27 protein-coding genes are annotated in these 21,000 nt (G+C 64.8%); 14 read left to right on the top strand and 13 right to left on the bottom strand.

All coding sequences use genetic code 11. The annotated features are described in order from the left end of the window. The first annotated feature begins 91 nt into the window (after positions 1-91). Together ACFEMD_RS10075 and ACFEMD_RS10080 are read left to right on the top strand one after the other, a co-directional pair. Positions 92-880, top strand: coding sequence for a TrmB family transcriptional regulator (locus tag ACFEMD_RS10075; protein ID WP_394740878.1), 789 nt, complete (start codon positions 92-94; stop codon positions 878-880). Between the two features lie 98 nt (positions 881-978). After that, positions 979-1,302 (top strand): 4Fe-4S dicluster domain-containing protein, encoded by a 324-nt coding sequence (locus ACFEMD_RS10080; RefSeq protein ID WP_005554954.1) that lies wholly within the window; start codon positions 979-981, stop codon positions 1,300-1,302. Here the strand turns inward: ACFEMD_RS10080 and ACFEMD_RS10085 are convergent, their stop codons facing one another. Both ACFEMD_RS10085 and ACFEMD_RS10090 read right to left on the bottom strand, forming a co-directional pair. Then, positions 1,303-1,467 carry a DUF6757 family protein gene (locus ACFEMD_RS10085; protein WP_005554955.1) on the bottom strand — a complete coding sequence of 55 codons (165 nt, stop codon included), beginning with the start codon at positions 1,465-1,467 and terminating at the stop codon, positions 1,303-1,305. It abuts the gene before it with no gap. Positions 1,468-1,525: 58 nt separating this feature from the next. Beyond that, positions 1,526-2,302 (bottom strand): PHP domain-containing protein, encoded by a 777-nt coding sequence (locus tag ACFEMD_RS10090; protein WP_394740879.1) that lies wholly within the window; start codon positions 2,300-2,302, stop codon positions 1,526-1,528. Between the two features lie 147 nt (positions 2,303-2,449). Here ACFEMD_RS10090 and ACFEMD_RS10095 point away from each other — a divergent pair, with 147 nt between their 5' ends. Then, positions 2,450-2,737 carry a DUF5789 family protein gene (locus ACFEMD_RS10095; RefSeq protein ID WP_293029165.1) on the top strand — a complete coding sequence of 96 codons (288 nt, stop codon included), beginning with the start codon at positions 2,450-2,452 and terminating at the stop codon, positions 2,735-2,737. Positions 2,738-2,817: 80 nt separating this feature from the next. On the opposite strand, the gene ACFEMD_RS10100 is transcribed toward ACFEMD_RS10095, so the two are convergent. The 3 genes from ACFEMD_RS10100 to ACFEMD_RS10110 form a co-directional block, all read right to left on the bottom strand. Further along, on the bottom strand, positions 2,818-5,430 hold the full coding sequence (locus tag ACFEMD_RS10100; protein WP_394740880.1) for a heavy metal translocating P-type ATPase: 2,613 nt from the start codon (positions 5,428-5,430) through the stop codon (positions 2,818-2,820). 254 nt (positions 5,431-5,684) lie between these two features. After that, positions 5,685-5,948: a hypothetical protein gene (locus ACFEMD_RS10105; protein WP_394740881.1), complete on the bottom strand. Its 264-nt coding sequence runs from the start codon at positions 5,946-5,948 to the stop codon at positions 5,685-5,687. A 182-nt stretch (positions 5,949-6,130) separates the two neighbouring features. Further along, positions 6,131-6,709: a MarR family transcriptional regulator gene (locus ACFEMD_RS10110; protein WP_394740882.1), complete on the bottom strand. Its 579-nt coding sequence runs from the start codon at positions 6,707-6,709 to the stop codon at positions 6,131-6,133. 33 nt (positions 6,710-6,742) lie between these two features. Between ACFEMD_RS10110 and ACFEMD_RS10115 the strand changes: the two genes are divergently transcribed. The 3 genes from ACFEMD_RS10115 to ACFEMD_RS10125 all read left to right on the top strand — a co-directional run bounded on the left by ACFEMD_RS10115 (position 6,743) and on the right by ACFEMD_RS10125 (position 8,329). After that, a complete protein-coding gene (locus ACFEMD_RS10115; protein ID WP_394740883.1) occupies positions 6,743-6,946 on the top strand; it encodes a hypothetical protein in 204 nt (67 codons plus the stop codon). 123 nt (positions 6,947-7,069) lie between these two features. Then, the gene (gene hisG, locus ACFEMD_RS10120) at positions 7,070-7,927 is read left to right on the top strand and encodes an ATP phosphoribosyltransferase (RefSeq protein WP_394740884.1); all 858 of its coding nucleotides are present in this window, start codon (positions 7,070-7,072) and stop codon (positions 7,925-7,927) included. A 186-nt stretch (positions 7,928-8,113) separates the two neighbouring features. Continuing rightward, positions 8,114-8,329 (top strand): hypothetical protein, encoded by a 216-nt coding sequence (locus ACFEMD_RS10125; RefSeq protein ID WP_394740885.1) that lies wholly within the window; start codon positions 8,114-8,116, stop codon positions 8,327-8,329. A gap of 178 nt (positions 8,330-8,507) precedes the next feature. On the opposite strand, the gene ACFEMD_RS10130 is transcribed toward ACFEMD_RS10125, so the two are convergent. Then, complete coding sequence (locus ACFEMD_RS10130) at positions 8,508-8,900, bottom strand: DUF7344 domain-containing protein (RefSeq protein ID WP_394740886.1); 393 nt, start codon at positions 8,898-8,900, stop codon at positions 8,508-8,510. A gap of 312 nt (positions 8,901-9,212) precedes the next feature. Then, a complete protein-coding gene (locus ACFEMD_RS10135; RefSeq protein WP_005554970.1) occupies positions 9,213-9,773 on the bottom strand; it encodes a TATA-box-binding protein in 561 nt (186 codons plus the stop codon). A 201-nt stretch (positions 9,774-9,974) separates the two neighbouring features. Between ACFEMD_RS10135 and ACFEMD_RS10140 the strand changes: the two genes are divergently transcribed. Together ACFEMD_RS10140 and ACFEMD_RS10145 are read left to right on the top strand one after the other, a co-directional pair. Further along, the gene (locus ACFEMD_RS10140) at positions 9,975-11,060 is read left to right on the top strand and encodes a TIGR01177 family methyltransferase (RefSeq protein ID WP_394740887.1); all 1,086 of its coding nucleotides are present in this window, start codon (positions 9,975-9,977) and stop codon (positions 11,058-11,060) included. 86 nt (positions 11,061-11,146) lie between these two features. Then, positions 11,147-11,401, top strand: coding sequence for an AbrB/MazE/SpoVT family DNA-binding domain-containing protein (locus ACFEMD_RS10145; RefSeq protein WP_394740888.1), 255 nt, complete (start codon positions 11,147-11,149; stop codon positions 11,399-11,401). 191 nt (positions 11,402-11,592) lie between these two features. Here the strand turns inward: ACFEMD_RS10145 and ACFEMD_RS10150 are convergent, their stop codons facing one another. After that, positions 11,593-12,828, bottom strand: coding sequence for an RNA-guided endonuclease InsQ/TnpB family protein (locus tag ACFEMD_RS10150; protein WP_394740889.1), 1,236 nt, complete (start codon positions 12,826-12,828; stop codon positions 11,593-11,595). Continuing rightward, complete coding sequence (tnpA, locus tag ACFEMD_RS10155; protein WP_394740890.1) at positions 12,825-13,265, bottom strand: IS200/IS605 family transposase; 441 nt, start codon at positions 13,263-13,265, stop codon at positions 12,825-12,827. Before tnpA ends, ACFEMD_RS10150 begins: the two co-directional genes overlap by 4 nt. A 126-nt stretch (positions 13,266-13,391) precedes the next feature. On the opposite strand from tnpA, the gene ACFEMD_RS10160 reads away from it, so the two are divergent. Together ACFEMD_RS10160 and ACFEMD_RS10165 are read left to right on the top strand one after the other, a co-directional pair. After that, positions 13,392-13,580 carry a hypothetical protein gene (locus ACFEMD_RS10160; protein ID WP_394740891.1) on the top strand — a complete coding sequence of 63 codons (189 nt, stop codon included), beginning with the start codon at positions 13,392-13,394 and terminating at the stop codon, positions 13,578-13,580. 143 nt (positions 13,581-13,723) lie between these two features. Continuing rightward, positions 13,724-14,146, top strand: a complete 423-nt coding sequence (locus ACFEMD_RS10165; protein ID WP_394740892.1) for a nucleoside 2-deoxyribosyltransferase — start codon at positions 13,724-13,726, stop codon at positions 14,144-14,146. A gap of 25 nt (positions 14,147-14,171) precedes the next feature. On the opposite strand, the gene ACFEMD_RS10170 is transcribed toward ACFEMD_RS10165, so the two are convergent. Both ACFEMD_RS10170 and ACFEMD_RS10175 read right to left on the bottom strand, forming a co-directional pair. Further along, positions 14,172-14,624, bottom strand: coding sequence for a RidA family protein (locus ACFEMD_RS10170; RefSeq protein WP_394740893.1), 453 nt, complete (start codon positions 14,622-14,624; stop codon positions 14,172-14,174). Positions 14,625-14,692: 68 nt separating this feature from the next. Further along, positions 14,693-15,127, bottom strand: coding sequence for an acyl-CoA thioesterase (locus tag ACFEMD_RS10175; RefSeq protein ID WP_394740894.1), 435 nt, complete (start codon positions 15,125-15,127; stop codon positions 14,693-14,695). An 88-nt stretch (positions 15,128-15,215) separates the two neighbouring features. On the opposite strand from ACFEMD_RS10175, the gene ACFEMD_RS10180 reads away from it, so the two are divergent. Further along, positions 15,216-15,794 (top strand): hypothetical protein, encoded by a 579-nt coding sequence (locus ACFEMD_RS10180; RefSeq protein ID WP_394740895.1) that lies wholly within the window; start codon positions 15,216-15,218, stop codon positions 15,792-15,794. On the opposite strand, the gene ACFEMD_RS10185 is transcribed toward ACFEMD_RS10180, so the two are convergent. Further along, positions 15,795-16,799: an AAA family ATPase gene (locus ACFEMD_RS10185; RefSeq protein ID WP_394740896.1), complete on the bottom strand. Its 1,005-nt coding sequence runs from the start codon at positions 16,797-16,799 to the stop codon at positions 15,795-15,797. It lies immediately after the preceding gene. A gap of 51 nt (positions 16,800-16,850) precedes the next feature. Beyond that, positions 16,851-18,014: a DUF7282 domain-containing protein gene (locus tag ACFEMD_RS10190; protein ID WP_394740897.1), complete on the bottom strand. Its 1,164-nt coding sequence runs from the start codon at positions 18,012-18,014 to the stop codon at positions 16,851-16,853. Positions 18,015-18,168: 154 nt separating this feature from the next. Between ACFEMD_RS10190 and rnz the strand changes: the two genes are divergently transcribed. The 3 genes from rnz to ACFEMD_RS10205 all read left to right on the top strand — a co-directional run bounded on the left by rnz (position 18,169) and on the right by ACFEMD_RS10205 (position 20,994). Continuing rightward, positions 18,169-19,095 (top strand): ribonuclease Z, encoded by a 927-nt coding sequence (rnz, locus tag ACFEMD_RS10195; RefSeq protein ID WP_394740898.1) that lies wholly within the window; start codon positions 18,169-18,171, stop codon positions 19,093-19,095. 86 nt (positions 19,096-19,181) lie between these two features. Continuing rightward, complete coding sequence (locus tag ACFEMD_RS10200) at positions 19,182-19,451, top strand: DUF7571 family protein (RefSeq protein WP_394740899.1); 270 nt, start codon at positions 19,182-19,184, stop codon at positions 19,449-19,451. Between the two features lie 349 nt (positions 19,452-19,800). After that, positions 19,801-20,994, top strand: a complete 1,194-nt coding sequence (locus ACFEMD_RS10205; protein WP_394740900.1) for a glutamate-cysteine ligase family protein — start codon at positions 19,801-19,803, stop codon at positions 20,992-20,994. Positions 20,995-21,000 lie beyond the last annotated feature (6 nt).

A 21,000-nucleotide genomic window follows, 5' to 3' on the forward strand; every position in this document is an offset into this window, starting at 1 on the left:
CTGTCCGTGCGGTGGAACCGAGTTCGATCCGTTGGGATGATCGCCAGCGAGAGAACGTCCGACTTTTGGCTACCGATACCCGTGTCCACGTATGCCCAAAACTGAGGAAGCGGTCTCCGCGCTGTCGGAACTCGGGCTCACCGAGTACGAAGCGCGGTGTTTCGTCGCGCTGACGAAGCTCACGACCGGGACGGCAAAGGAGATCAGTCAGGTCTCCGACGTTCCCCGGTCTCGCGTGTACGACACGATCGAGCGACTCGACCGGAAGGGGCTCGTCGACGTCCAGCAGTCAGACCCCCGAGAGTACCGGGCGGTCGAGGTCGAGACGGCCTGTCGCCGAATCCGCGAGAACTACGACTCCCGGATCAACACCGCCGAGAACGCCCTCGAGCAGATCGAACAGCCCGAATCGACCGAGGACGCGGGCGTCTGGTCGATCTCGGAGACCGAACACGTCACCGATCGGATCGCCTCCTTTATCGAGAACGCGGAAGAGTCGGTCCACCACGTCGTCGCGAGCGACGAGGTGGTCGACGACGCGATCCTCGCAGAACTACGTGGAGCGACCGACCGCGGCGTCGAGGTCGTCGTCGAGGTTCCGACGGAAGACGACCAGGAAGCCTTCGAAGAGGCCGTCCCGGACGCGATCGTCGTCGTCGCTCCGGACCTCGAGACGACCAACGCCGTCTACTCGGAGTGGCCCGCTCAGCTCCTGCTCGTCGACCACGAGTCGGTCGTCGCGGCGGCGATCAAGGAGGGCGGACTCCCCGACGTTATCCAGCAGACGGCGATCTGGACGTACGGCCACGACCACGGCGTAGCGGTCTGGATTCGCGAGCTCCTCGACGACCGTCGCGCGTTCCGAGAGCGGGAGGACTGAGCCGTTTCACCGGACGATCGCGTCGCGGCGTTCCGCCGCCGTCGGCCGGAATACGGCACATACTTTTAAGTCCCGGCGGCGATTTTTACCTGTTAGCAATGACCATAGATCCGCAGTTCCACGAGAACCGAGAAAAGGTCGACGAACACAACGGCCACGCCGTCTGGGGACCCGTCGACGAACCCGAGGAGCTCGGCATTCACGGCACCCATGTCGCGGTCGACTTCGACCTCTGTATCGCCGACGGCGCCTGCCTGGAGGACTGCCCCGTCGACGTCTTCGAGTGGGTCGACACGCCGGGCCATCCCGAGAGCGAGGAGAAAGCGGATCCGGCGAAGGAGGCCCAGTGTATCGATTGTATGCTCTGCGTCGACGTCTGCCCCGTCGACGCTATCGACGTCGACGCCGGCCGGACGGCGTGATTACTCGGCGCGGTCGACGTCGACCTGCTCCTTGAGCGTCTCGAGACCGTCGGCTTCGGCGAGTTCCTGCAACCGCTCGCGGAAGTGCTCCTCGCAGAGTCCGACCTTGAGCTCGTCGGATTCGGCTGCGAAGGCCGCCTCGCGGTCGCAGTAGTGGCAGTTCATACGCGTTCGTACGAGCCAGGGGACATTGAAGGCTCCGCTCTCGGCGGCGTTCACCACCTCAGCTCTCGAGCCCGAGCTTCCGGTACTCGGCCTTCGAGAGGCCGTTAACGCCCAGATCGCGCTCGTGAGCGTCGGTCCCGCCCGTCGCGAGCAACCCGTACCGTTCGATGGCTCGATCGACCCGATTCGAGTCGACCGCCCGCCCGTAGGGGTAGTAGCGCTCGACGGCGTCGAGCTCGCTCGTCAGCTCGAGTGCGGCCTCGGGATCGGGGTACCTGAACGGGTGTGCGAGCGAGACCAGTCGGCCCGCCTCCCCGAGTACCTGCCGACCGTGCTCGAACGAGGGGAGCTCCCTGGAAACGAAACAGGGGCCGTCGTTGCCGATGAGGTGATCGAACGCTCCCTCGTAGTCGTACTCGGTCTCGGGGTGGGCGTCGATCGCCCGCGCGACGTGGGGCCGCCCGAACCCGTCGTCGACGGTGACGCCGAGATCGACGTCGAGTCGGTCCTCGACGCGGTCGACGATCGCCCGCCCGCGTTCGATCCGGTTTCGCTGGATCCGTTCGGTCGTCGCCTCGAGGTCAGCGGTCGGCTCGATTCCGTACCCGAGCAGGTCGACACGCTGGCCGGCGTCGGTCTCGACCCGAAGTTCGATTCCGTGAACGATTCGGATCCCGTCCCGTTCGATAGCGGGTTCGTCGAACGGCTGCAGGCGGTCGTGATCGGTCAGCGCGACGACGGCTACACCCGCTCGTCGCGCGGCGTCGGGAACCTCGGCCAGCTCGAGGGCGCCGTCGGAACGGGTCGTGTGGACGTGGAGATCCGCGTAGGGCATGCCCTACTCGAGCCGTCCCGCAGCCGTAAGCTCACTGTTGTGCCGGCGAAAACGCGCTCTCGCCTCTAGGTGTTTAAGGTGTACGGTAGGCCTAGAAATCGATTATGGAAAATGTTTATAATCATCGTTCACACAGATAGGGGTGTAATGCTGCTCAACGGCACCGGCGAAGTCATCGACGACTACGAGTACCCCGCGACCACCGAGGAACTGATCGCAGAACACGGCGACCGAACCCTCGAACTCCCCAACGGAACCGAGACGGTCAGCGAGGTACTCGCCCGCCTCGAGTCCGAGACCTTCGAGAATCCGGAGGAGGCCCGGTTCGCCGTCTACTCCGCGGTGAGCGACAAGGCGGTCGGTCGGGTCGGCTACAGCGACCGCGACCCGACGCCGGTCGGGAGCCCGTACGCTCCGGACGCCGTGTCGTTCTAGAACCGCACCAGTAACGCTCGCTCTCGCTCCGAACGCGTTTTTTAACACCTACTCACATCAGCGACGGCTCGCCCTCGTCGTCAGTTCCCGCGAAGCCACAAAAGCGGCTTCGTGACGGCGAGCCGGTAGTCCTCGTGTGGGTCGTACCTCGCGAACGCGAGGCTGTTGGTCATGACGCTGACGCTCGAGGCGGCCATCGCCAGCCCCGCCAGTGCGGGGTTCAGCAGACCGAGCGAGGCGATCGGGATCAGCGTCGCGTTGTAGACGAACGCCCAGAACAGGTTCTGGCGCACCTTCGAGATCGTCGCCTCGGAGATCCGAACGGCCTTCAGCACGTCTGCGGGATCGTCGCGCATCAGCGTGACGTCCGCCGACTCGATGGCGACGTCGGTCCCGGAGCCGATGGCGATACCGACCTGTGCCGTAGTGAGGGCGGGCGCGTCGTTGACGCCGTCCCCGACCATCATCACTCGCGAGCCGTCGTTCTGCAGCGCTTCGACGTGATCCGCCTTGTCTTCGGGCAACACCTCCGCGCGGACGTTGTCGGGGTCGATCCCGACCGCTCGAGCGACCGCCGCCGCGGTGCGCTCGTTGTCGCCGGTGAGCATCACGACCTCGGTCCCGCGCGCTCGCAGCGCCGCGACGGTCTCCGTCGCGCTCTCGCGAACCTCGTCGGCGACGGCGAGAACGCCCACTAGTCGGCCGTCTACCGCAACCGGCATCGCCGTTTTCCCCTCGCGCTCGAGCCGGATGAGCGTCTCCTCGGCGGGTTCGGTATCGATCCCCGCGTCCTCGAGCAGCTTCCGACGACCGATCAGAACGCTCCCGCGGTCGGTTTCCGCTCGTACGCCGTGGCCGGGGACGTTCTCGAACTCGCTGACCTCGCCGATCTCGACGCCTCGTTCCTCGGCGCCGTCGACGATCGCCCGCGCGATCGGGTGTTCCGAGCCGGACTCGGCGGTGGCGGCCGCGCCGAGGACGAACGATTCGAGATCCTCCTTGCGCTCGAGTCCCGTCAGCGTCCCGCCGTCCGTCGCCGTCCGCTCGCCGACGAGTTCGAGGTCGGTCAGGGTCATCTCGCCGTGGGTTAGCGTTCCCGTCTTGTCGAAGACGACGGTGTCGATCCCGCGAACCTGCTCGAGGACGTCACCGCCTTTGAACAGGACACCGTTGGTCGCCGACAGCGTCGAGCCGACCATCGTCGCCGCGGGCGTCGCGAGCCCGAGGGCACAGGGACAGGCGATCAACAGCGCCGAGGCGAGCACGACCACCGAGAACTCGAAGACGGGCACGCCGCCGACGACGGGACCCCCGCCGACGGGCTCGAGGACGGGGATCCACGACCCGAGCGCCGCGGAGGCGCCGTACAGCGTCTCCGGAAACAGGAACCAGAGGACCGACCAGACGACGGCGTTGACGATCACGGCGGGGACGAAGTAGGCGCTGACCCTGTCGACCAGCCGCTGGATCTCGGGCTGGCGGGACTGGGCTTCCTTGACCCGCTCGACGATCTGCTGGATCGCCGTCTCCGAGCCGACCTTCGTCGCCTCGACCAGCAGGACGCCGTTCTCGTTGATCGTCGAGCCGACGACCTCGTCGCCCTCCTCTTTCTCGACCGGGACGGACTCTCCGGTCAGCATCGACTCGTCGACCGCGCTCTGGCCCTCGCGGACGACCCCGTCGGTGGGAATTTTTTCCCCGGGTCGGACCTTCAGCACGTCGCCTGGTTCGACGTCCTCGAGGGGGACCTGGCGCTCCTCGCCGTCCCGAACAACGGTGGCCTCGTCGGCCTCCATCTCGAGCAGTTCCCGCAGGGCGCTGCCCGCGCGGGCCTTCGAGCGGACCTCGAGCCAGTTACCGAGCGTGATAAACCAGAGGATGAACGCCACGGCCTCGAAGTAGAACCCGCCGGTGATCGCGCCGACGAGCACCCCCGTACTGTAGACGTAGCCCGCCGACGTGCCGACGGCGACGAGCGTGTCCATGTTCGCCCGCCGGTTGTTCGAGAACGCCCGCCAGGCGCCGACGATAAACTCCTTGCCGAGCGTCGCCATCAGGGCCGTCGCGAGGACGAACTCGAGCCAGCCCGGCGGGTGGGCGATCGCCATCGGAACCGGCGAGGCGACGTCGACGAATCCGAACAGCATGTCGACCATCATCGGCACGAACGGCAGCGTCAGCAGGCCGCCACCGATCACCAGCTTTCGCTGGCGCCGGAGCTCTTTCTCGACGGCGCGCTCGCGCTGGCTGGCGCCCTGGCTTTCCTCGAGCTCGTCGCGGACCGGCTCGTAGCCCGATTCCTCGATGGCGTCGACGATCTCCGAAAGGGACATGTCGTTCGGGTTGTACTCGATCCGGGCCTCGTCCGAGGCGAAGTTTACGTCGGCTCGAACCACGCCCGGCAGGTCGGTGACCGCGTCCTCGACGGTTCCCGAACAGGTCGAACACGACATTCCCATGACGGTCAGTGTCTCCGTCTCCGAAGCGGCCTCGTAGCCCGCCGACTCGATCGCGTCGTAGATCTCGGCCAGCGACGTCTCCACGGGGTCGTACTCGACGGTCCCCTCGTCGGTCGCGTAGTTCGCGCTCGCCGACGCGACCCCCTCGAGATCGCCTACCGCATCCTCGACGCTCCCCGAACACGTCGAACACGACATGCCGGTGATCTCGAGGTGCGCTCGTCTCCTACTCATAATACTCGACACTATGGGCTACACGTTCAAGCGGGTTGTGACTTTGCTACCGCGAATATCCAATCGCATATCTTTTGAAACTAAACTATCTCGGGAGATAAATCCGATTCTATAAGACCCATCTCGTTAGTCCACGCACGTACCGATCCCTCAAATTTGATTACAGTCGCGGGTAAGAGATCCTTCCCTCACTCGTCGGACAACAGTAGCTTCCGCTCGGTCTCGCCGCGTCGGACGAAGACGAGCCGGACCGGTTAACAGCTACCGGCACCGGTGTGGTGGTCGCCTGGCCCGTGGTCAGCGTGGTGTTCGGCGTGGTTCGCATCGTCGTGGTGCGCACCGTGATCGTGGTCAGCGTGACCGTCGTGATGCGCATCGTGGTCTCCCATCCGTTCGTTCATCCACTCGACCGCGGCGGCGTCCGCGTCGGCGTCGTCAGCGCTTACTATCGCCGCGCCGCCGAGCAGTGCGATCACGGCGAGCAGGCCGATCGTCAGTCGTAGCGTCGGTGTTGGCATTGGTCGTCACCTCAGTTGGGACGAGGGCGGCTCGACGGTTAGCCGCTCGGTCGTGAACCCACTTCGCAGATCGTTCGAGAACGTTTCTAAATCGTCCTAACCGTTTCATAGATTCGAAACCGTTCGTGCGGGGCCCACGCGACGGTCTGAGCCGAACGGCTCGCTTCGCCCGAAGACGTCGGTCAGCGCTCCTCGAGGTCGTCGCTCGGGTAGACGCGGTACGTTCGCCCCTGTGGTTCGCGGTAGAGCAGCCCCCGCTTCTCGAGATCGGTGACCGTCTGGCTGACCTTGCTCTTCGAGAAGTCGGCCCGGTCCCGGAGTTCGATCTGGGTCAGCCCCGGCGAGTCGACGACGGGTTCCAGGATACGGCGCTCGTCCTCCGGCAGGACGTCCAGCACCCGAGGATTCGGCCGAGAGCTCTCGGTCGCCGACTCGGCTCGGAACGGCGATTCCGACCCGACGTCGGTTCGAGATCCGGAGTCGGATTCCGGATCGGGTTCGGCCGCTCGAGGCGACGGCCGATGCTCCGTCTCCGCGTCCACCTGCTCGCGAACGACCCAGTACGCGCCGGCGACGACGCCCGCGACGAGGATCGACCCGAACAGGTACACCAGTGGGTGCGGACCGTGAACGGCGGTGTGGCCCATCATCTCGCCGTGAACCTGGGACTGGCGAGAGGTCTGCCAGGCGGCGCCGACGCCGAGGACGACGATCCCGGCGACGAAGACGGCGACCACGGCGTCGAGTGTCGTTCGGTCCACTGTCGTCTAGAGGGTCTCAGGTGAGGGTCCTACGTGTTACGCTTCCGATGGGCAGGATCGGCCGACGGGATCCTCGAGGAGGGCGAGGCGGACGCCACCGAGGTGATGAGCAAGGGGGAATCGAGGCCGGTAGAAAAGGCCCGCGACGAGATCATCGCCGGGACGACCAACCGTGACGGGAGCTTGTGCGTCCGAATCGCCGTCCGTTCTTTACGTGATTCTGATCACAAGCTGTAGCTACGACGAGAGTCGCCGTTCTCGCGTTCGCCACGCCTCGCAGCCACGTCGCTCCGCAGGGGCCGCATTCGTCCGTCGTCGGGATGGAAAGACAGTTCCCTCCCGATCTCGAACCGCCGGTAAATGCGAATCGCCGTTCCCAACAAGGGCCGCCTGCACGAGCCGACGATCGACCTCTTAGAGCGGGCGGGGCTGCACCTCGAGAACGGTGCCGACCGCAAACTGTACGCGGACACCGTCGATCCCGACGTTTCGGTGCTGTTCGCCCGCGCGGCCGACATCCCCGAGTACGTCGCCGACGGCGCGGCCGAGATGGGAGTGACGGGTTACGACCAGGTCCGTGAGGCCGGCGTCGACACCGTCGCCGAACTGCTCGACCTCGAGTTCGGCCGCTGCCGGCTCGTCCTGGCCGCCCCTGAGGACGGCGACATCGAGACTGTCGCAGATCTGGCGGGCAAGACCGTCGCCACCGAGTTCCCCAACATTACCCGCGACTTTTTCGCCGACGCCGGCGTCGAGCCCGACATCGTCGAGGTCTCGGGTGCGACCGAACTTACGCCCCACGTCGAGATGGCCGACGCTATCGTCGACATCACGAGCACTGGGACGACCCTGAAGATGAACCGGCTGGCGATCGTCGAGGAGGTGCTCTCGAGTTCGGTGCGGCTGTTCGCCCGGGAGGACGTCGTCGACGATCCGAAAGTGCAGGAGGTCCGAACGGCGCTGTCGTCGGTCAAACACGCCGAGGGGAAACGCTACCTGATGATGAACGTCCCCGAGAACCGACTCGAGGACGTCCGCGAGGTGATCCCCGGCCTGGGCGGGCCGACGATCATGGACATCGCCGACGACGACGGCGACGGGATGCTCGCGGTCCACGCCGTCGTCGACGAGCGGGACGTCTTCGAGACGATCACCGACGTCAAAGCGGCCGGCGCCAGCGACATTCTCGTCACGGAGATCGAACGGCTCGTGGAGTAGCTCCCGGTTTCTTCCGTACCGTGAGAACGCTCCCGTACGATTATGCTCGTCTCGATCGTCTCGGACGAGTATGATTCGCCTCGTCACCGGCGTCTTCGGGGCTCTCACGGCACTGTTTCCGGATCGAATACTCGACGGCTTCGAAGCCGTTGCTCTCGACAATCCCGGCAACCAGGAGATCAGACCATGGGTCAGGTCGGGAATACGGACAGAAGGACCGTCGTGACCCTCGCCAGCCTAACTGGCGGCCGAGCGTACGCCCGGCTGATGGACCTTACGGGGCTGTTCGGCGCCGTCGTCGTCCTCTTCCCACAGCTGTACCGCAGATTTGTGCTCGGATTCCTCTACGAGCACCCGGAGGAGGTCGAGTGGAACCCACGATTCACAGACGGGTGCGAGTAATCGGCATCCTGTACGTTCTGATTGCAGTGAGGGCGTTCGCCGGACGCCGCGCCGAGACGTGACGGCGTCCGCGTGCCCGACAGGAGCCGTGAAACTGTGGGGCCGAGCGGAACGCGTCGGCTCGACGACGCGTAGCCGGGCGGCAGGCGATTGTCTCCGAACGGTGACCAACGGTCGATCACCAGGGCCGCTCGAGCTCGACGTCCTCGAGCAGCGACTCGAACTCGGAGAGGTTCGCCGCGGGGGAGACCAGCCCGCGCTCGCGGTCGTACTCGACGATCCCGTAGCGCTCGAGCAGCGGGAGGTGGGTGCGACACAGCGCGACGTGGACCCGCTGGCGCAGTTCGTGGATCGTCGTCAGGGCGGTCGTCTCGTCCTCGGTGTCGGCCAGCCAGCCGACGAGGCGCTGGACCGTGATCGGTTCGTCGGAGGCGAGCAGGTACCTGAGCACCTCGCGCCGACGATCGTTCGCCAGCACGCGACCGAACTCTCCCCGGGAGATGGCGCGGAGGCGGACGCTTTCGCCACTGAACCCCTCGGAGACGGTCGTTCGGTCCGGATGGATCGTCATCGTCGGTAGAGACTCAGGGATCCCGAATAAACGCGGTCGGTCGTTTCGAACCGTCAGCGCCGGTTCAGATCAGTCTCTGCGATCCAAAGCGGAATGAACGGTCTTCAACTCGCGCGAACGATCGGATCGAACCCGTCGCTCGTGGATATGGAGGAGTTAAACCGGGATTACCGGTCCGCTCGCGGCGATCGACGGGTGGGTCGTGTTGGCCGGTGGTTCGAACGGACAGCCTTCGGCAACGTCGGAGTGAACGGTCAGTACGAACGATTCTCAGTCGGGACTGTCGTTCGCGAGAATCGGTTTCGGAACGCGCTACTCGAGCAGGCCGAGGTCCTCGAGGCGCGAGACGATCTTGTCGACGGCGTGTTCGGCGTCCTTGGGCTTCTTCCCGCCGGTGATGACGAGTTTGCCGGAGCCGAACAGCAGGGCGACGACCTCGGGTTCGTCGAGCCGGTAGACGAGACCGGGGAACTGCTCGGGCTCGTACTCGATGTTCTCGAGACCCAGCCCGATCGCGATCGCGTTCAGGTTGAGGTTGCGTCCGAGGTCCGCGCTCGTCACGATGTTCTGGACGACGATCTCGGGGTCCTCGTTGACCTGGATCTGGAGCTCCCGGAGCTTGTCGAAGACGATACGGAGACTCTCGTGGACGTCGTCGGTGCTTTTCGCACCGGTACAGACGATCTTCCCGGAACGGAAGATCAGCGCAGCGGACTTGGGATTTTGCGTGCGGTAGACGAGACCGGGAAACTGCTCGGGGTCGTAGTCGGCCCCCTCGAGGTCCATCGCGACGCTCTGCAGATCGAGCTCCTGTCCGATGCCGGTCGACGCCACCACGTTTTCGATGTTGATGGTGTCCTTCGGATCCGTCATAAGTCGCTTAAAAGGACGTATTTAAGGTTTATAAAGGTTGGTACCGGCACCTGATATGTCCGGTTTATATCGATCGGTTGGAAACCGGGATCAGTGTCGCTCGGCCGTCTTCTACCGGTTCGACGGCGATCGTGTGATCGTCACTCGAGGTTGGCTGAGGAAAGCGGTACCCTGATACTCGAGCCCGAGCGATGATCCGACGTGTACTTCCTCGAGCTCGGTGGCGAGGACGACGCGTTCGCAACCCGCGAGGCCGAAAGCGCCGCGGCCGACGTCCGCCCGGTTGCGCCGGGCCTCGCCGTTGCGAACGCCGCCGTTCCCGAGCGCATCCGCGGACTGGCCTACACGCACCGCGCGAGCGCGCTGCTGGGCCGGACCGACGCCGACCTCGCCAGTGCGACGGCGCTGCTCGAGGCCGCCCCGATCGACCGGTCGGGAACGGTCGCGGTGCGCGCGACCGACGTCCATGGCTCGGCGGGCGTCGCGACCGATCGCGCGGAGCGCGAACTCGGTCAGGTCCTGGTCGACCGCGGCTTCGAGGTCGACCTCGAGGATCCGGATCACGTCCTGCGGGCGGCGTTCTCCGAGGGGCGACTCGAGCGCGACGAAAACGGGCGAGACGACCTTCTCTCGGCCCCCGACGACGAGGGCGACGAATCGCGAGGCGAGCGGGTTTCGGTCTGTGCGCTCGGCTGGCTCGCGGCCGAGAGCGTCCGCGACTTCGGTACGCGTGCGCCCACCGACAAACCCTTCTTCCAGCCCGGAAGCATGGATCCCCTGCTGGCCCGCGCGGTCGCGAACGTCGTCGGCGCCCGACCCGGCGCGACGATTCTGGACCCAATGTGTGGCACGGGCGGCGTGCTGGTCGAGGCGGGGCTGGTCGGCGCCGACGTCGTCGGCACCGATGCCCAGGCGAAGATGGCCCGCGGTGCGCGGACGAACCTCGAGCACTTCCTCGAGCCCGACGAGCCGTCGCCGACGGGCGCCGAACGCGGTTCGTGGCACGTCGGTCGCGGCGACGCCACTCGGTTGCCGATCGCCGACGACGCGGTCGACGGCGTCGTCTTCGACGCCCCCTACGGCCGCCAGTCGAAGATCGACACCCACCGGCTCGAGGACCTCGTTTCGGGCGCGCTCGCCGAAACTCGGCGGGTCGCCTCTCGGGCCGTCGTCGTCGCGGACCGCTCGTGGGCCGCCGAGGCCCGTGAGGCCGGCTGGGAGCTCGAAGCCGCCTTCGAACGCCGCGTCCACCGGTCGCTGACGCGGTACGTGCTGGTGCTCGAGTGACGTTCCGGCACCTCGCTCGGTCTGATCCAGTCGCTCCCCACTGTTTATCGTGATCGTATCCGTACCCACGAACGCGGGTGATCCCTGTGAACGAATCCGACGATTCGGTCGACGAGGAGTACGGGACCGCTCGGCTCAACCATCGTGGTCGATTGACGATTCCGAAGACGCTCCGAGACGATCTCAATCTCGAGGACGGAACGGAGTTCCGCGTCGTTCGGGAGGGCGGGGATATCCGACTCGTGCGAGAACTTCCCGGTCTCGAAACGGTAACTCGCGGCGAAGAGTGGGGTTCGGAGACGTTCCGAGACGCGGGTGAGGCGACGTTCGGCGGTCGATAGGATGTGTAGGACTCGCGTTCTTCCCGACCTCGATGCACTGTCGATACAGCTGGTCGACGTTGACCTCCTCCCGCGCCTAAAGACGTCCCCAGAACGCTTCGCGTTCTGGTGTGCGAACGAGACGCGTCGCGTCTCGTTACCGCGGGAATCCCACCACGGGATTTCAGGCCGGTCGCCCCGACCCTATAGTTTCAAGACGCATACGTCCCAAGCGTCTCTTGCTGGGTAGCATCGGCTTGGGTGTCTTGTGGGGCAGTCAAACGCCCCCCATCCTCAGCCGAGTCATCGCCATCCGTGTGTTCTCTTGAATGGCTCTCTCCGCTGAGGTAGCGGTCCGCTATGTTAATCGCGCCGTTCACGTCCGCTTGGTACTCACCCATCCAGCAAGCGTCGTTCGTACATTTGAACGTCGCCTGTCGCGGGCGGTATCCTACCTCACCGCAAGCGTAGCACTCCTTCGACGTGTTGCGCGGGTTCACCGTCTCGACGGGGATGCCCTTCTCGACGGCCTTGTAGCGTATCTGCGCGTGGAGTTTGGCAAACCCCCATCCGTGGAGACGCCGGTTCATGAAGTCGCCGTAGTCCATCGACTCCCGTATGTACGTCAGGTCTTCCAGAACAAGAACGGGATTCTCGACGGACTCGGCGTACTCCACGACTTCGCGGGTGACGCGGTGGAACACGTCGTCTATCTGTCCCCACACGTCATCCCCGAAGGACTCCACGATACGCTCGCTTCCGCGCGTCTGGAGTCGGCGCTTGGCGGTGAAGTAGGTCTTGCGGAGCCGACGAACGGTCTTGCCCTCGTCGGCCCACAGTTCTGGCGCGGTCGGAGAACCGTGGTCGTCTCGGTGACACACCGTGACGAGTGACGCTTCCCCGATGTCCACTCCGATGGGCGTCCGTTCTTCGGTGGACACCTCGGAGCGTTCCTCCACGTCGCGGGTGGCGGTGACGTGGAGATACCACGTTCCGTCCCGCTCGAACAACCGACTCTCACCCATCGTGGCGTCTCCCGCGTTCAACGCTTCCAACCAGTCCCGTTGCTCGGGATTCGGTTGTGCTGGTATCCAGAGGTGGTAGTCCTCGTGGTGCGGAATTTTGACGTACCACTCGATAGCGTTCTCGGGCTTGTGGTCGAGCCGTAGCCCCTCGTTGGTGAAGCGGACAGGGTGATCGTCGTGAAGTTCGCCCGCGTTGTACGTCGTCGTGAGTTGCGGGACGTACTTCTTGAGCGCGTTCTTCGCGTACCCGCTCAGGTCGTAGTTGACCACCACGTCGTTCGCTTCGGTCTGCGTGGTACATCGGGCGTCGAAGGCGTCTTGGAGGGCGTGCTGGTACGCTTCTCGTGTCTCTCGGAGTTTCCCCCGCTTGTGGGCGTTCGGGTCCACAAGTTTGAGTTCAAGCGTCTTCGTGAGTTCGGTCACGAATCTCCCCCTTTGTGTTCTTGGATGTAGTTCTCGACTGTCTCGCTCGAAACGTGCCCGGCGGTCCCTGCGTAGTACCCTCTCGCCCATCCGATTTTCTCGCCGTCGTGGTCGGCGTATCGGTGGTTGTACTTGCGCGAGGAGATGCCTTTGAACCAGTTGGCGAGTAGTGCCGGTTCGTTCTTGGGTGGGCTACTAACGAACAGGTGAACGTGGTCGGGCTGTACGGTGAGGTCGAGAATTTCGACGCCTTTGTCGTCGGCTATTTCGTGGAGGATGGTTTTCACACGGCTGGCGACCTCGTTGACGAGTACCGATTGACGGTACTGAGCGGAACCCTGTTCCGCGATGTCCGCAGAACTGTCGGTTCTGCGAGACTTCGGCAACCACACTATGTGGTAGTTGAGGTTGTAGGTCGCGTGACGTGTGGTCTTCATCCGTGTTGCACACTATGGTCCGTCGGTGTCTTAATACTATCGATAGAATGGTGGGAAATCCAGCCGTAGCGTCGTCAGTGGGCGTGTAGGCTATTGTCCGCTTGACCCCCGCCTAAAGACGGGGGTATGCGCTCGTATCTTTATCACGACGTCTTCGATTGTTTCTACCTCGCCCTCGCGCGACAGGCCGACGTCGACGTCCTCGTTACGACCGATCGTGACTTCGAACGACTGTGCGAGAACGAGGCCTTCGAGTACGTCAACCCAGTCCCCGAGGACGTACTGGAACGGTTCCACGCCGTCGGCGAGTCGTGATCGACGGCGACGGATCCGCCCTTCGACGACCGAAGCGCCGGATTCGGTGCTCGAGTGACAGTCGTTCGAGACAGTTCGACTCGTTTCGATCCCGACGAGTCACGATAAGGGACTGTTAAGACCCGATGTCGCCACGATCCCGCATGGACATATTCTTCAGCGGCTCCATCCGCGGCGGTCGGGACGACGTCGATCTGTACGCCGACCTCATCGCACTCCTCGAGCAGCACGGAACGGTCCTCACCGAACACGTCGGGACCGAGGACGTCGAAACGAAAGAGCGCGAGGCGGGACTGACCGACGTCGACATCCACGACCAGGACGTCGCCTGGCTCCGGCGAGCCGACGCCGTCGTCGCCGAGGTGACGACGCCGAGTCTCGGCGTGGGGTACGAGGTCGGGCGGGCCGTGGCGTGGGAGACGCCCGTACTCGCGCTCTACCGTCCGGAGGGCGAACACGAGCTGTCGGCGATGGTACGGGGCAACGAAGCCATTGAGGTCCTCGAGTACGAGACGCTCGCGGACGTCGAGCCGGCGCTCGAGACGTTCTTCGAACGCGTTCGCTGAGGGCCTTGATCTGTCGATCCGCCGGCTACACGTTGACGTCGTGGAGACCGATCGTCTCGATCTCCCACTCGTCGTCCGGAATCTCCGCGATCAGCTCGATCTCGACCAGCGCATCGTCGAGCAGCGATGCCACCCCGATCATCGTACTCGCGGGGTAGTGCGGTCGCTCGAAGAACTCGGATCTGACCTCGTGGAGCGCCACCTGTCCCTCGCGGGAGAGTACATCCTCACGGACGTACCAGCGGGACTCGACCACGTCGTTGATGCCGCCGCCAAACGCTGCCAGACCCTCTTCGAAGTACTCGAGAATCGTCCGCGCCTGCTCGCGACGAGTTCCTTCCTGGTGGGTGTTGCCCGAACAGACGACGCGCCGATACCCGTCGTGTTCGGTTGCGACAGCGTAGCTCATCTGCGGTTCGTCCGCACTGTCCGAGTCGAGCTCACCCAGCAAGCCGGGGAGGAGCGCGATCTTTTTCACGCCGACGAAACCGTCGTTGAACTCATGTAACTATGATGACTATACGAGTAACTCACCACTGGACCGATTCAGTCGGCTTTCAGCGCCCGTTCTTGCAACTGCTTGCCCTCCTCGCTCTCGACGGAGAGTTTAGGGACCGGCACCGACTTCCCCTCGCTATCGATCGCGACGAACGTAAAGGAGGACTCGGTCGTCTTCTCGACCTCGCCTGTGCGCGGTTCCTCGCGCCAGGCCCGCAGCGCGACGTGGACGCTCGAGCGACCCGCATCGTAGACGTAGGCCTCGACCAGCGCGATGTCGCCGATCCTGATCGGACGTTCGAAGTCGAGTTCGTTCACGCGGGCGGTGACGCAGGTCTCGCCGGCGAAACGCATCGCCGACATCGCGCCGATCTCGTCGAGCCACTTCATCAGGTTTCCGCCGTGAAGGGTGTTGTTGTTGTTCGCGTGGTTGGGCTGGACGCGGAATCGGTTCTCGATGCGAGTGTCGAGCAGTGTCGGCATGCTCGAGGGGTACGCGACGGGGTGAATAAACCCGTCCGAAACGGACCGCTTCCGACATGTTCTTGACAGTACCCTCGAGTCCATCCGTATGGATCGCGGAACGTCGGTTCCGCCGTCGCCCCGCTGGTTTCGGCTCCTGTGTTACGGGCTGGTCATGGTGATCGTCCTCGGGATGACCTACCGAACCCTCGAGGACGCGACGTCGACTCCAGCGGCGCTGCAGGGAGTCGTCGGGATCGCCGTCCTGTGTCTCTTGCTCGGCTACCTCTCCGTCTCGAAGACGCGTTGGCGCGATCGAAACGCGCTGTCCGGGATGGCATTACTCGCCTGTCTCGCCATTACCGTCGGGATCCTGGCGGCGTTCGCGCCAGACAGCCAGTGGCTGGATCGCGAGTTCGTTATCGTGCTCGGTGTCGGGCTTCTGCTCGCGCTCGCACTGATCCTCTCGCGCTTTATCTCCCTCTCGGGGCGGGTTTTCGGTGTCGTCGTTTCGGCCGTCGGTATCGGAATCATCGGACTGTATACTTCTGGATACTGGGAGGCGACGGGACGACGGAATCCGTTCGTCGTGGGAGCGATCTGTCTGCTCATCGGACTCCTGTACGTCATCAAACCGGACGCGATGACCGAACTCGAACGCCAGGCACGAGAGCGGGAAGCCGACTGATCAGGCGTCCCGTCCCAGTTCCGCGAGCAGGTGCGAGACGTGGATCCGGTCGCTCGTTCCCTCGTGCATCTCGAACTCGACATCGGCGGCGAGTCGGTGGGTGCGGGCGAGCTTCTCGCCCTGGTAGCGCTTGCGCGCGACGCGGAGCACGAGATCCAGCACCTCCTCGCCGTCTAACCCCTCGTCGACGAGCAGGTCGTCCAACGTCTTCCGCGCATCCGTAAACTCGCCGCGTTCGGCGTCGTCGAGCATCCCTTCGACCTCGTCCTCGAGGCCGACCTCGCCGATCGTCTCGTAGGCCGCGCTCATCGTTACCTCGCCCGCGTCCTCGACGGTGGTCTGGGCGGCGAGGATCGCCTGTCGGAGGTTGCCGTTCGCGTAGCCGGCGACGAACTCGAGGCCCTCGGACTCGTAGTCGACGTCCTCCGCGGTGACGATCCGTTCCAGCACTGCGACGGTCTCCTCGCTGGTCGGCGCCCGGACCGAGACGGGGAAACACCGCGAGCGGATCGGCGGGATGAGCTTGGTCGGCTGGCGGGTCGCGATGATAAACTGGGTCGTCCGGTGATGTTGCTCCATAATCCGGCGCAGCGCCTGCTGGAAGTCCTCGCGGACGTCCTCGGCGTTGTCGAGCAGGATCGTCTTGTACTCGCCGGTGACTGGCGCGTAGCTGGCCGACTCCTTGAGCACGCGGTTGATCATGTCGCGTTTGGACATCGACGACCGACCGGTCAGAAACGAGGCGAACCGGGGATCGTTCTTGATCTCGGTCTTCGTCCGGCCGAAGAAGTCGGCGACGTTGATCTCGACCAGGTCGTTGTCGGGGTCCTCGTGCGCTTCTCGAGCGAGCGCGCGCGCCGCCGCGGTCTTGCCGCTGCCGGGCGGTCCCTGCAGGACGAGGTTCAGCGGCTCCTCGACGGCTCGCTCCAAGTACTCGCGAGCGTCGTCCTGTGGCAACTCGGCCAGCTCCGGGGCGTGGGTGTCGGTCCACAGCGGCGCGTCCATCGCTCGTCGGTAGGGGAGAGGGCGGTAAGAATCGGTCGGTTGGACGCCGCGTTACTCGTCGTCCGCGTCGTCGTCGCCGTTCTCGTCGTCCGTCTCGTCCCCGTTCCCGTCGTTCTCATCCTCGTCGTCCGCCTCGGCCTCGGCCTGGGCGTCCGCGATGGTGAACGTCTCCTCGACGGGTTCGTCCTCGTGCTCGAGCGGCTCCGCCGAGTCGACGTCCTCGGGGTCGCCCTCGTAGACGACCGCCGTGAGCTCGTCGTCCTCGTCGACGGTGACGTCGTCGTCGAACGGGACGCTGACGTTCTCGTGTTCGCCGGCCTCGAGTTCGTCGCTGGTTCCGAGCACCTCGTCGTCGTCCTCGATCGCGACGAACCCGTCCTCGGGCGTGGCGACGTCGACGGTCACCTCGTCGGTGTCGGCGTCGACGACCGAAACCGACGGATCGGTGTGGAACTCGAGGTCGATCTCGCCGACCTCACCGTCGTCGTCGGTGTAGACGCCGATCGACTGGGTTCCGGGCGGCGCCCCGCTCAGGTCGACTTCGAAACTGATCTCGCGGTCCTCGCCGCCGTCGAGCTCGAGGATCTGACGCTCGAGGACGGTTCCGTTCAGCCGGAACTCGACGACCTGTTGCTGGTCGAACTCCGTCGGGTTCCGCACCTCCGCGACGACTCCGATCGTCTCGTTGGTCGTCGCCGACTCTGGCGCGGTCATCGACTCGACGACGAACGAGTCCGAGACCGCCTCCTCGTCGTCCGGGGTTACCGATGCGGTGTCGCTAACCGGGTACCCGTCATCGAGGTAGGGCTGATCCTCTTCGCCCTCGGTCTCGTAGTACGTGAACGTCTCGTCGCCGGTGGTATCCTGATGGACCGTTGCGGTCAACTGACCGACGAGATCGGTCTCGTTCTCTTCGCTCTCGACGGTGACGTTTTCGTGCGTTCCGTCCTCGAGGTATGTCGAGACGGCGAGGGATTCGTCGCCCGCGCCGGTGATGACGACGAAGCCGCCGTCCGAGAGCGTAACCTCGTCGATAGTGACGCTCACGCCGTCGCTCTCCTGATCCTCGAAGGCGATCGAGGCCGATGGATCGTCGTCGACGCCGAAGATGACGGGGGCCTGCCCAACGACGATACCGGCCGCGAGGACCACTGTGATCGCAATCAGGATGGCGGCAACTCGTTTAATAGTTCCGAACGTCGGTCTCGAACTCATTTGGGGATGGTGTTGCTCGACACGTTAGAGCTACAGGAACGTAAAACGCACAGTCCGTTCGCCGCGCCGGAACGATCCGATCGCCGTTCGCGTGCGAATCGGTTTGGCGTCGGATCCGAAGGCGGTTTAGTCTCAGCGCGTCGAACACGCAGTGATGCCACTGCGCGTGACGTTTCTGGGGACCGGCGGGGCCGTTCCAACGACCGAGCGGAATCCGAGCGGGATCTTCGTCGCCCGCGAGGGCGAGGGGCTGCTGTTCGACGCCGCCGAGGGGACCCAGCGCCAGATGATGCGATTCGGGACGGGGTTTTCGATCGCGCATATTTTCGTCACGCACCTCCACGGCGATCACGTCCTGGGGATTCCCGGCCTGCTCCAGACGATGGACTTCAACGACCGCGAGGACGCCCTGGCGATCCACGGCCCTCGAGGTACCCGACGCGACCTCGAGTCGCTGGTCCACGCGCTCGGCAATCGACCCTCGTTTCCGGTGCGGATCAACGAGGTCGGCGGCGGCGATGTCGCCTACCGCGCCGACGAGTTCGCGGTTCGAGCGTTCGCGACCGACCACGACACTCGGTCAGTCGGCTACGCGCTCGTCGAGGACGACCGCAAGGGCCGGTTCGACCGCGAGCGCGCCGAGGAGCTCGGCGTCCCCGTCGGGCCGAAGTTCTCGAGGCTCCACGAGGGGGAATCCGTCGAACTCGAGGACGGCACCGTCGTCGACCCCGAACAGGTCGTCGGCGACCCCCGACCCGGTCGTGCGATCGTCTACACCGGTGACACCCGGCCGACGGCTGCGACGATCGAGGCCGCCGACGAACCCGACCTGTTGATCCACGACGCGACGTTCGCCGACGACCGCGCCGACCGCGCCGCCGACACCGCCCACTCGACGGCGCGCCAGGCCGCCGAGATCGCTAATAGGGCCGGCGCAAAGCGCCTGGCGCTGATGCACCTCTCGTCGCGGTACGCCGGCGACGTTTCGGCTCACCTCGAGGAGGCCCGCGAGGTATTCGCGGGTGAAGTCTTCGTCCCTGACGACGGCGAGACGCTCGAACTCGAGTACCCGGACGTCTGAGCAGAGCTGGCCGTCGGAAACCGTCCCATCCTGCGATCAGCCGACAAAGCTTTGTGGCACTGTTACACAGTGACAGAGGTATCGATATGCAACCGTGTCAGAACTGTCAGGCGATCATCGACGAGTACACCCTGGACAAACAACTCGAGACCCTGCGCGGACTCACGGTCGACGATTTCAACGTCTGTGCGGACTGCACAACGGTCGCACCCGAGGCCTGCGTGGAGTGCAGCGGCGCGGTTTACGTTCCCCGAAGCGAAGCCTCGACGCCGGACTACTGTCCGGCCTGCCGATCCGATCGGATCAAGCGCACGGGACGGGATCCCGGCTGGACAGTCGAGCCGACCTCCTCCTGAACGGGTTCTGGTGCCGCGGCCCGTTCTGTGTGGCCTCTGACTATTGTAAGTAGTAGAGTAACGTAGCCGGAAAGATGTTAAAGTGTCCACTCCAGCTGTAGAATCTGACCATTCGACCAATGTATAAGGAATATCTATACTGTGTGTACACAACGGTTATTACGCAGGATCAGTTCTCGAGCATGTGAGAAGTACGCACAGACGTCCTGACCGGGGTGCCGGCCTGCCGATTTGCCGCTGGCTAAGAGACGGAGCGAACGGTTCGATCGGTCTGAGCTCGGCTACCTGGATGCAGCACCGACCGACGCGATGCGGCGATCGAACGAGACGCCTCTTCCGGGGTTGAGAGATGGCTGTCCCACTCGATACCGAAACCGAATCCACGAACGAGGGCGGACTGATCCGACGAAGCGTCGAGGTCGAGTACTGGGTGATCGACGAGCGCGGCCAACTGACCGAACCCGGAGACCTCCTCGAGGCCTCCCCGGGCGTCGAAGGGGAGTTCGTCGCGCCGCTGCTCGAGATCAAGACGACGCCGTGTGAGTCGACGGACGAACTGCGTGACGAGCTGTTCGGTCGGCTGGGTCGCGTTCTCCGTCGAGCCGAGGAGCAAGGGAAGCGACTCGTCCCGCTTGGCACTCCGATACACTGCGGTCCGATCGAGGACCGTCCGAACGAGCGCACGAGGATTCAGGACCGCGTCCTCGGCGAGAACTTCGAGTACGTCCGACACTGCGCCGGAACGCACGTTCATATCGAACAGCAGCCCGGCCGCGAGATCGACCAGCTGAACACGCTCGTCGCACTCGATCCCGCGCTGGCGCTGGTCAACTCCACGCCGTTCTTTCGCGGAACGAAGCTGGCCACCGGTGCGAGATCGCAGCTGTACCGTCGGCTGGCCTACGCTGCCCTCCCCAACCAGGGGGAGCTGTGGCCGTACGTTCCCGACAGGAAGGCGTGGGCGAGACGCGTCGATCGCTGCTACGAGGCGTTCCTGACCGAGGCCGTGATCGCCGGTTTCGACCGGGAGTACGTCCAGTCCCACTTCGAGCCGGAGGGAACGGCCTGGACGCCGGTCAAGCTTCGCGATCGGTTCTCGACGGTCGAGTGGCGCTCACCCGACACCGCCCTTCCGAGTCAGGTCGTTCGACTCGCCGACGAAATCGCCGGTATCGTCGAGCACGCTACCGACGTCGGTGTTCGTATCGAGGGAGAGACCGGCCACGTGAGGAACGACTCGGTCGTTCTTCCGGAGTTCGAGGCGCTGAGATCGTACGTCGACGCCGCCATCCGGGACGGGCTGTCGTCTGGTTCGGTTCGATCGTACCTGGGACGAATGGGATTCGACGTGTCGGCGTACGATCCGCTCTCGCCAGAACTCGCCGCGATGGGGGAGCCGACACGTTCCGAGGCGCGGGCGCTCCGCCTCCGGTATGCGGACCGCCTCGAGCAGGATTTGTCTCGGGGCGCTCCTTCGACGGCGAGCGACGGGCAAGCGCATCCGAGCAGCGACGAGAGTTCGTTTCGGCCCAACTCCCGGTGAGAACGG

It is taken from the genome of Natronococcus roseus, assembly GCF_043677095.1.
Taxonomy (GTDB): Archaea; Halobacteriota; Halobacteria; order Halobacteriales; family Natrialbaceae; genus Natronococcus; species Natronococcus roseus.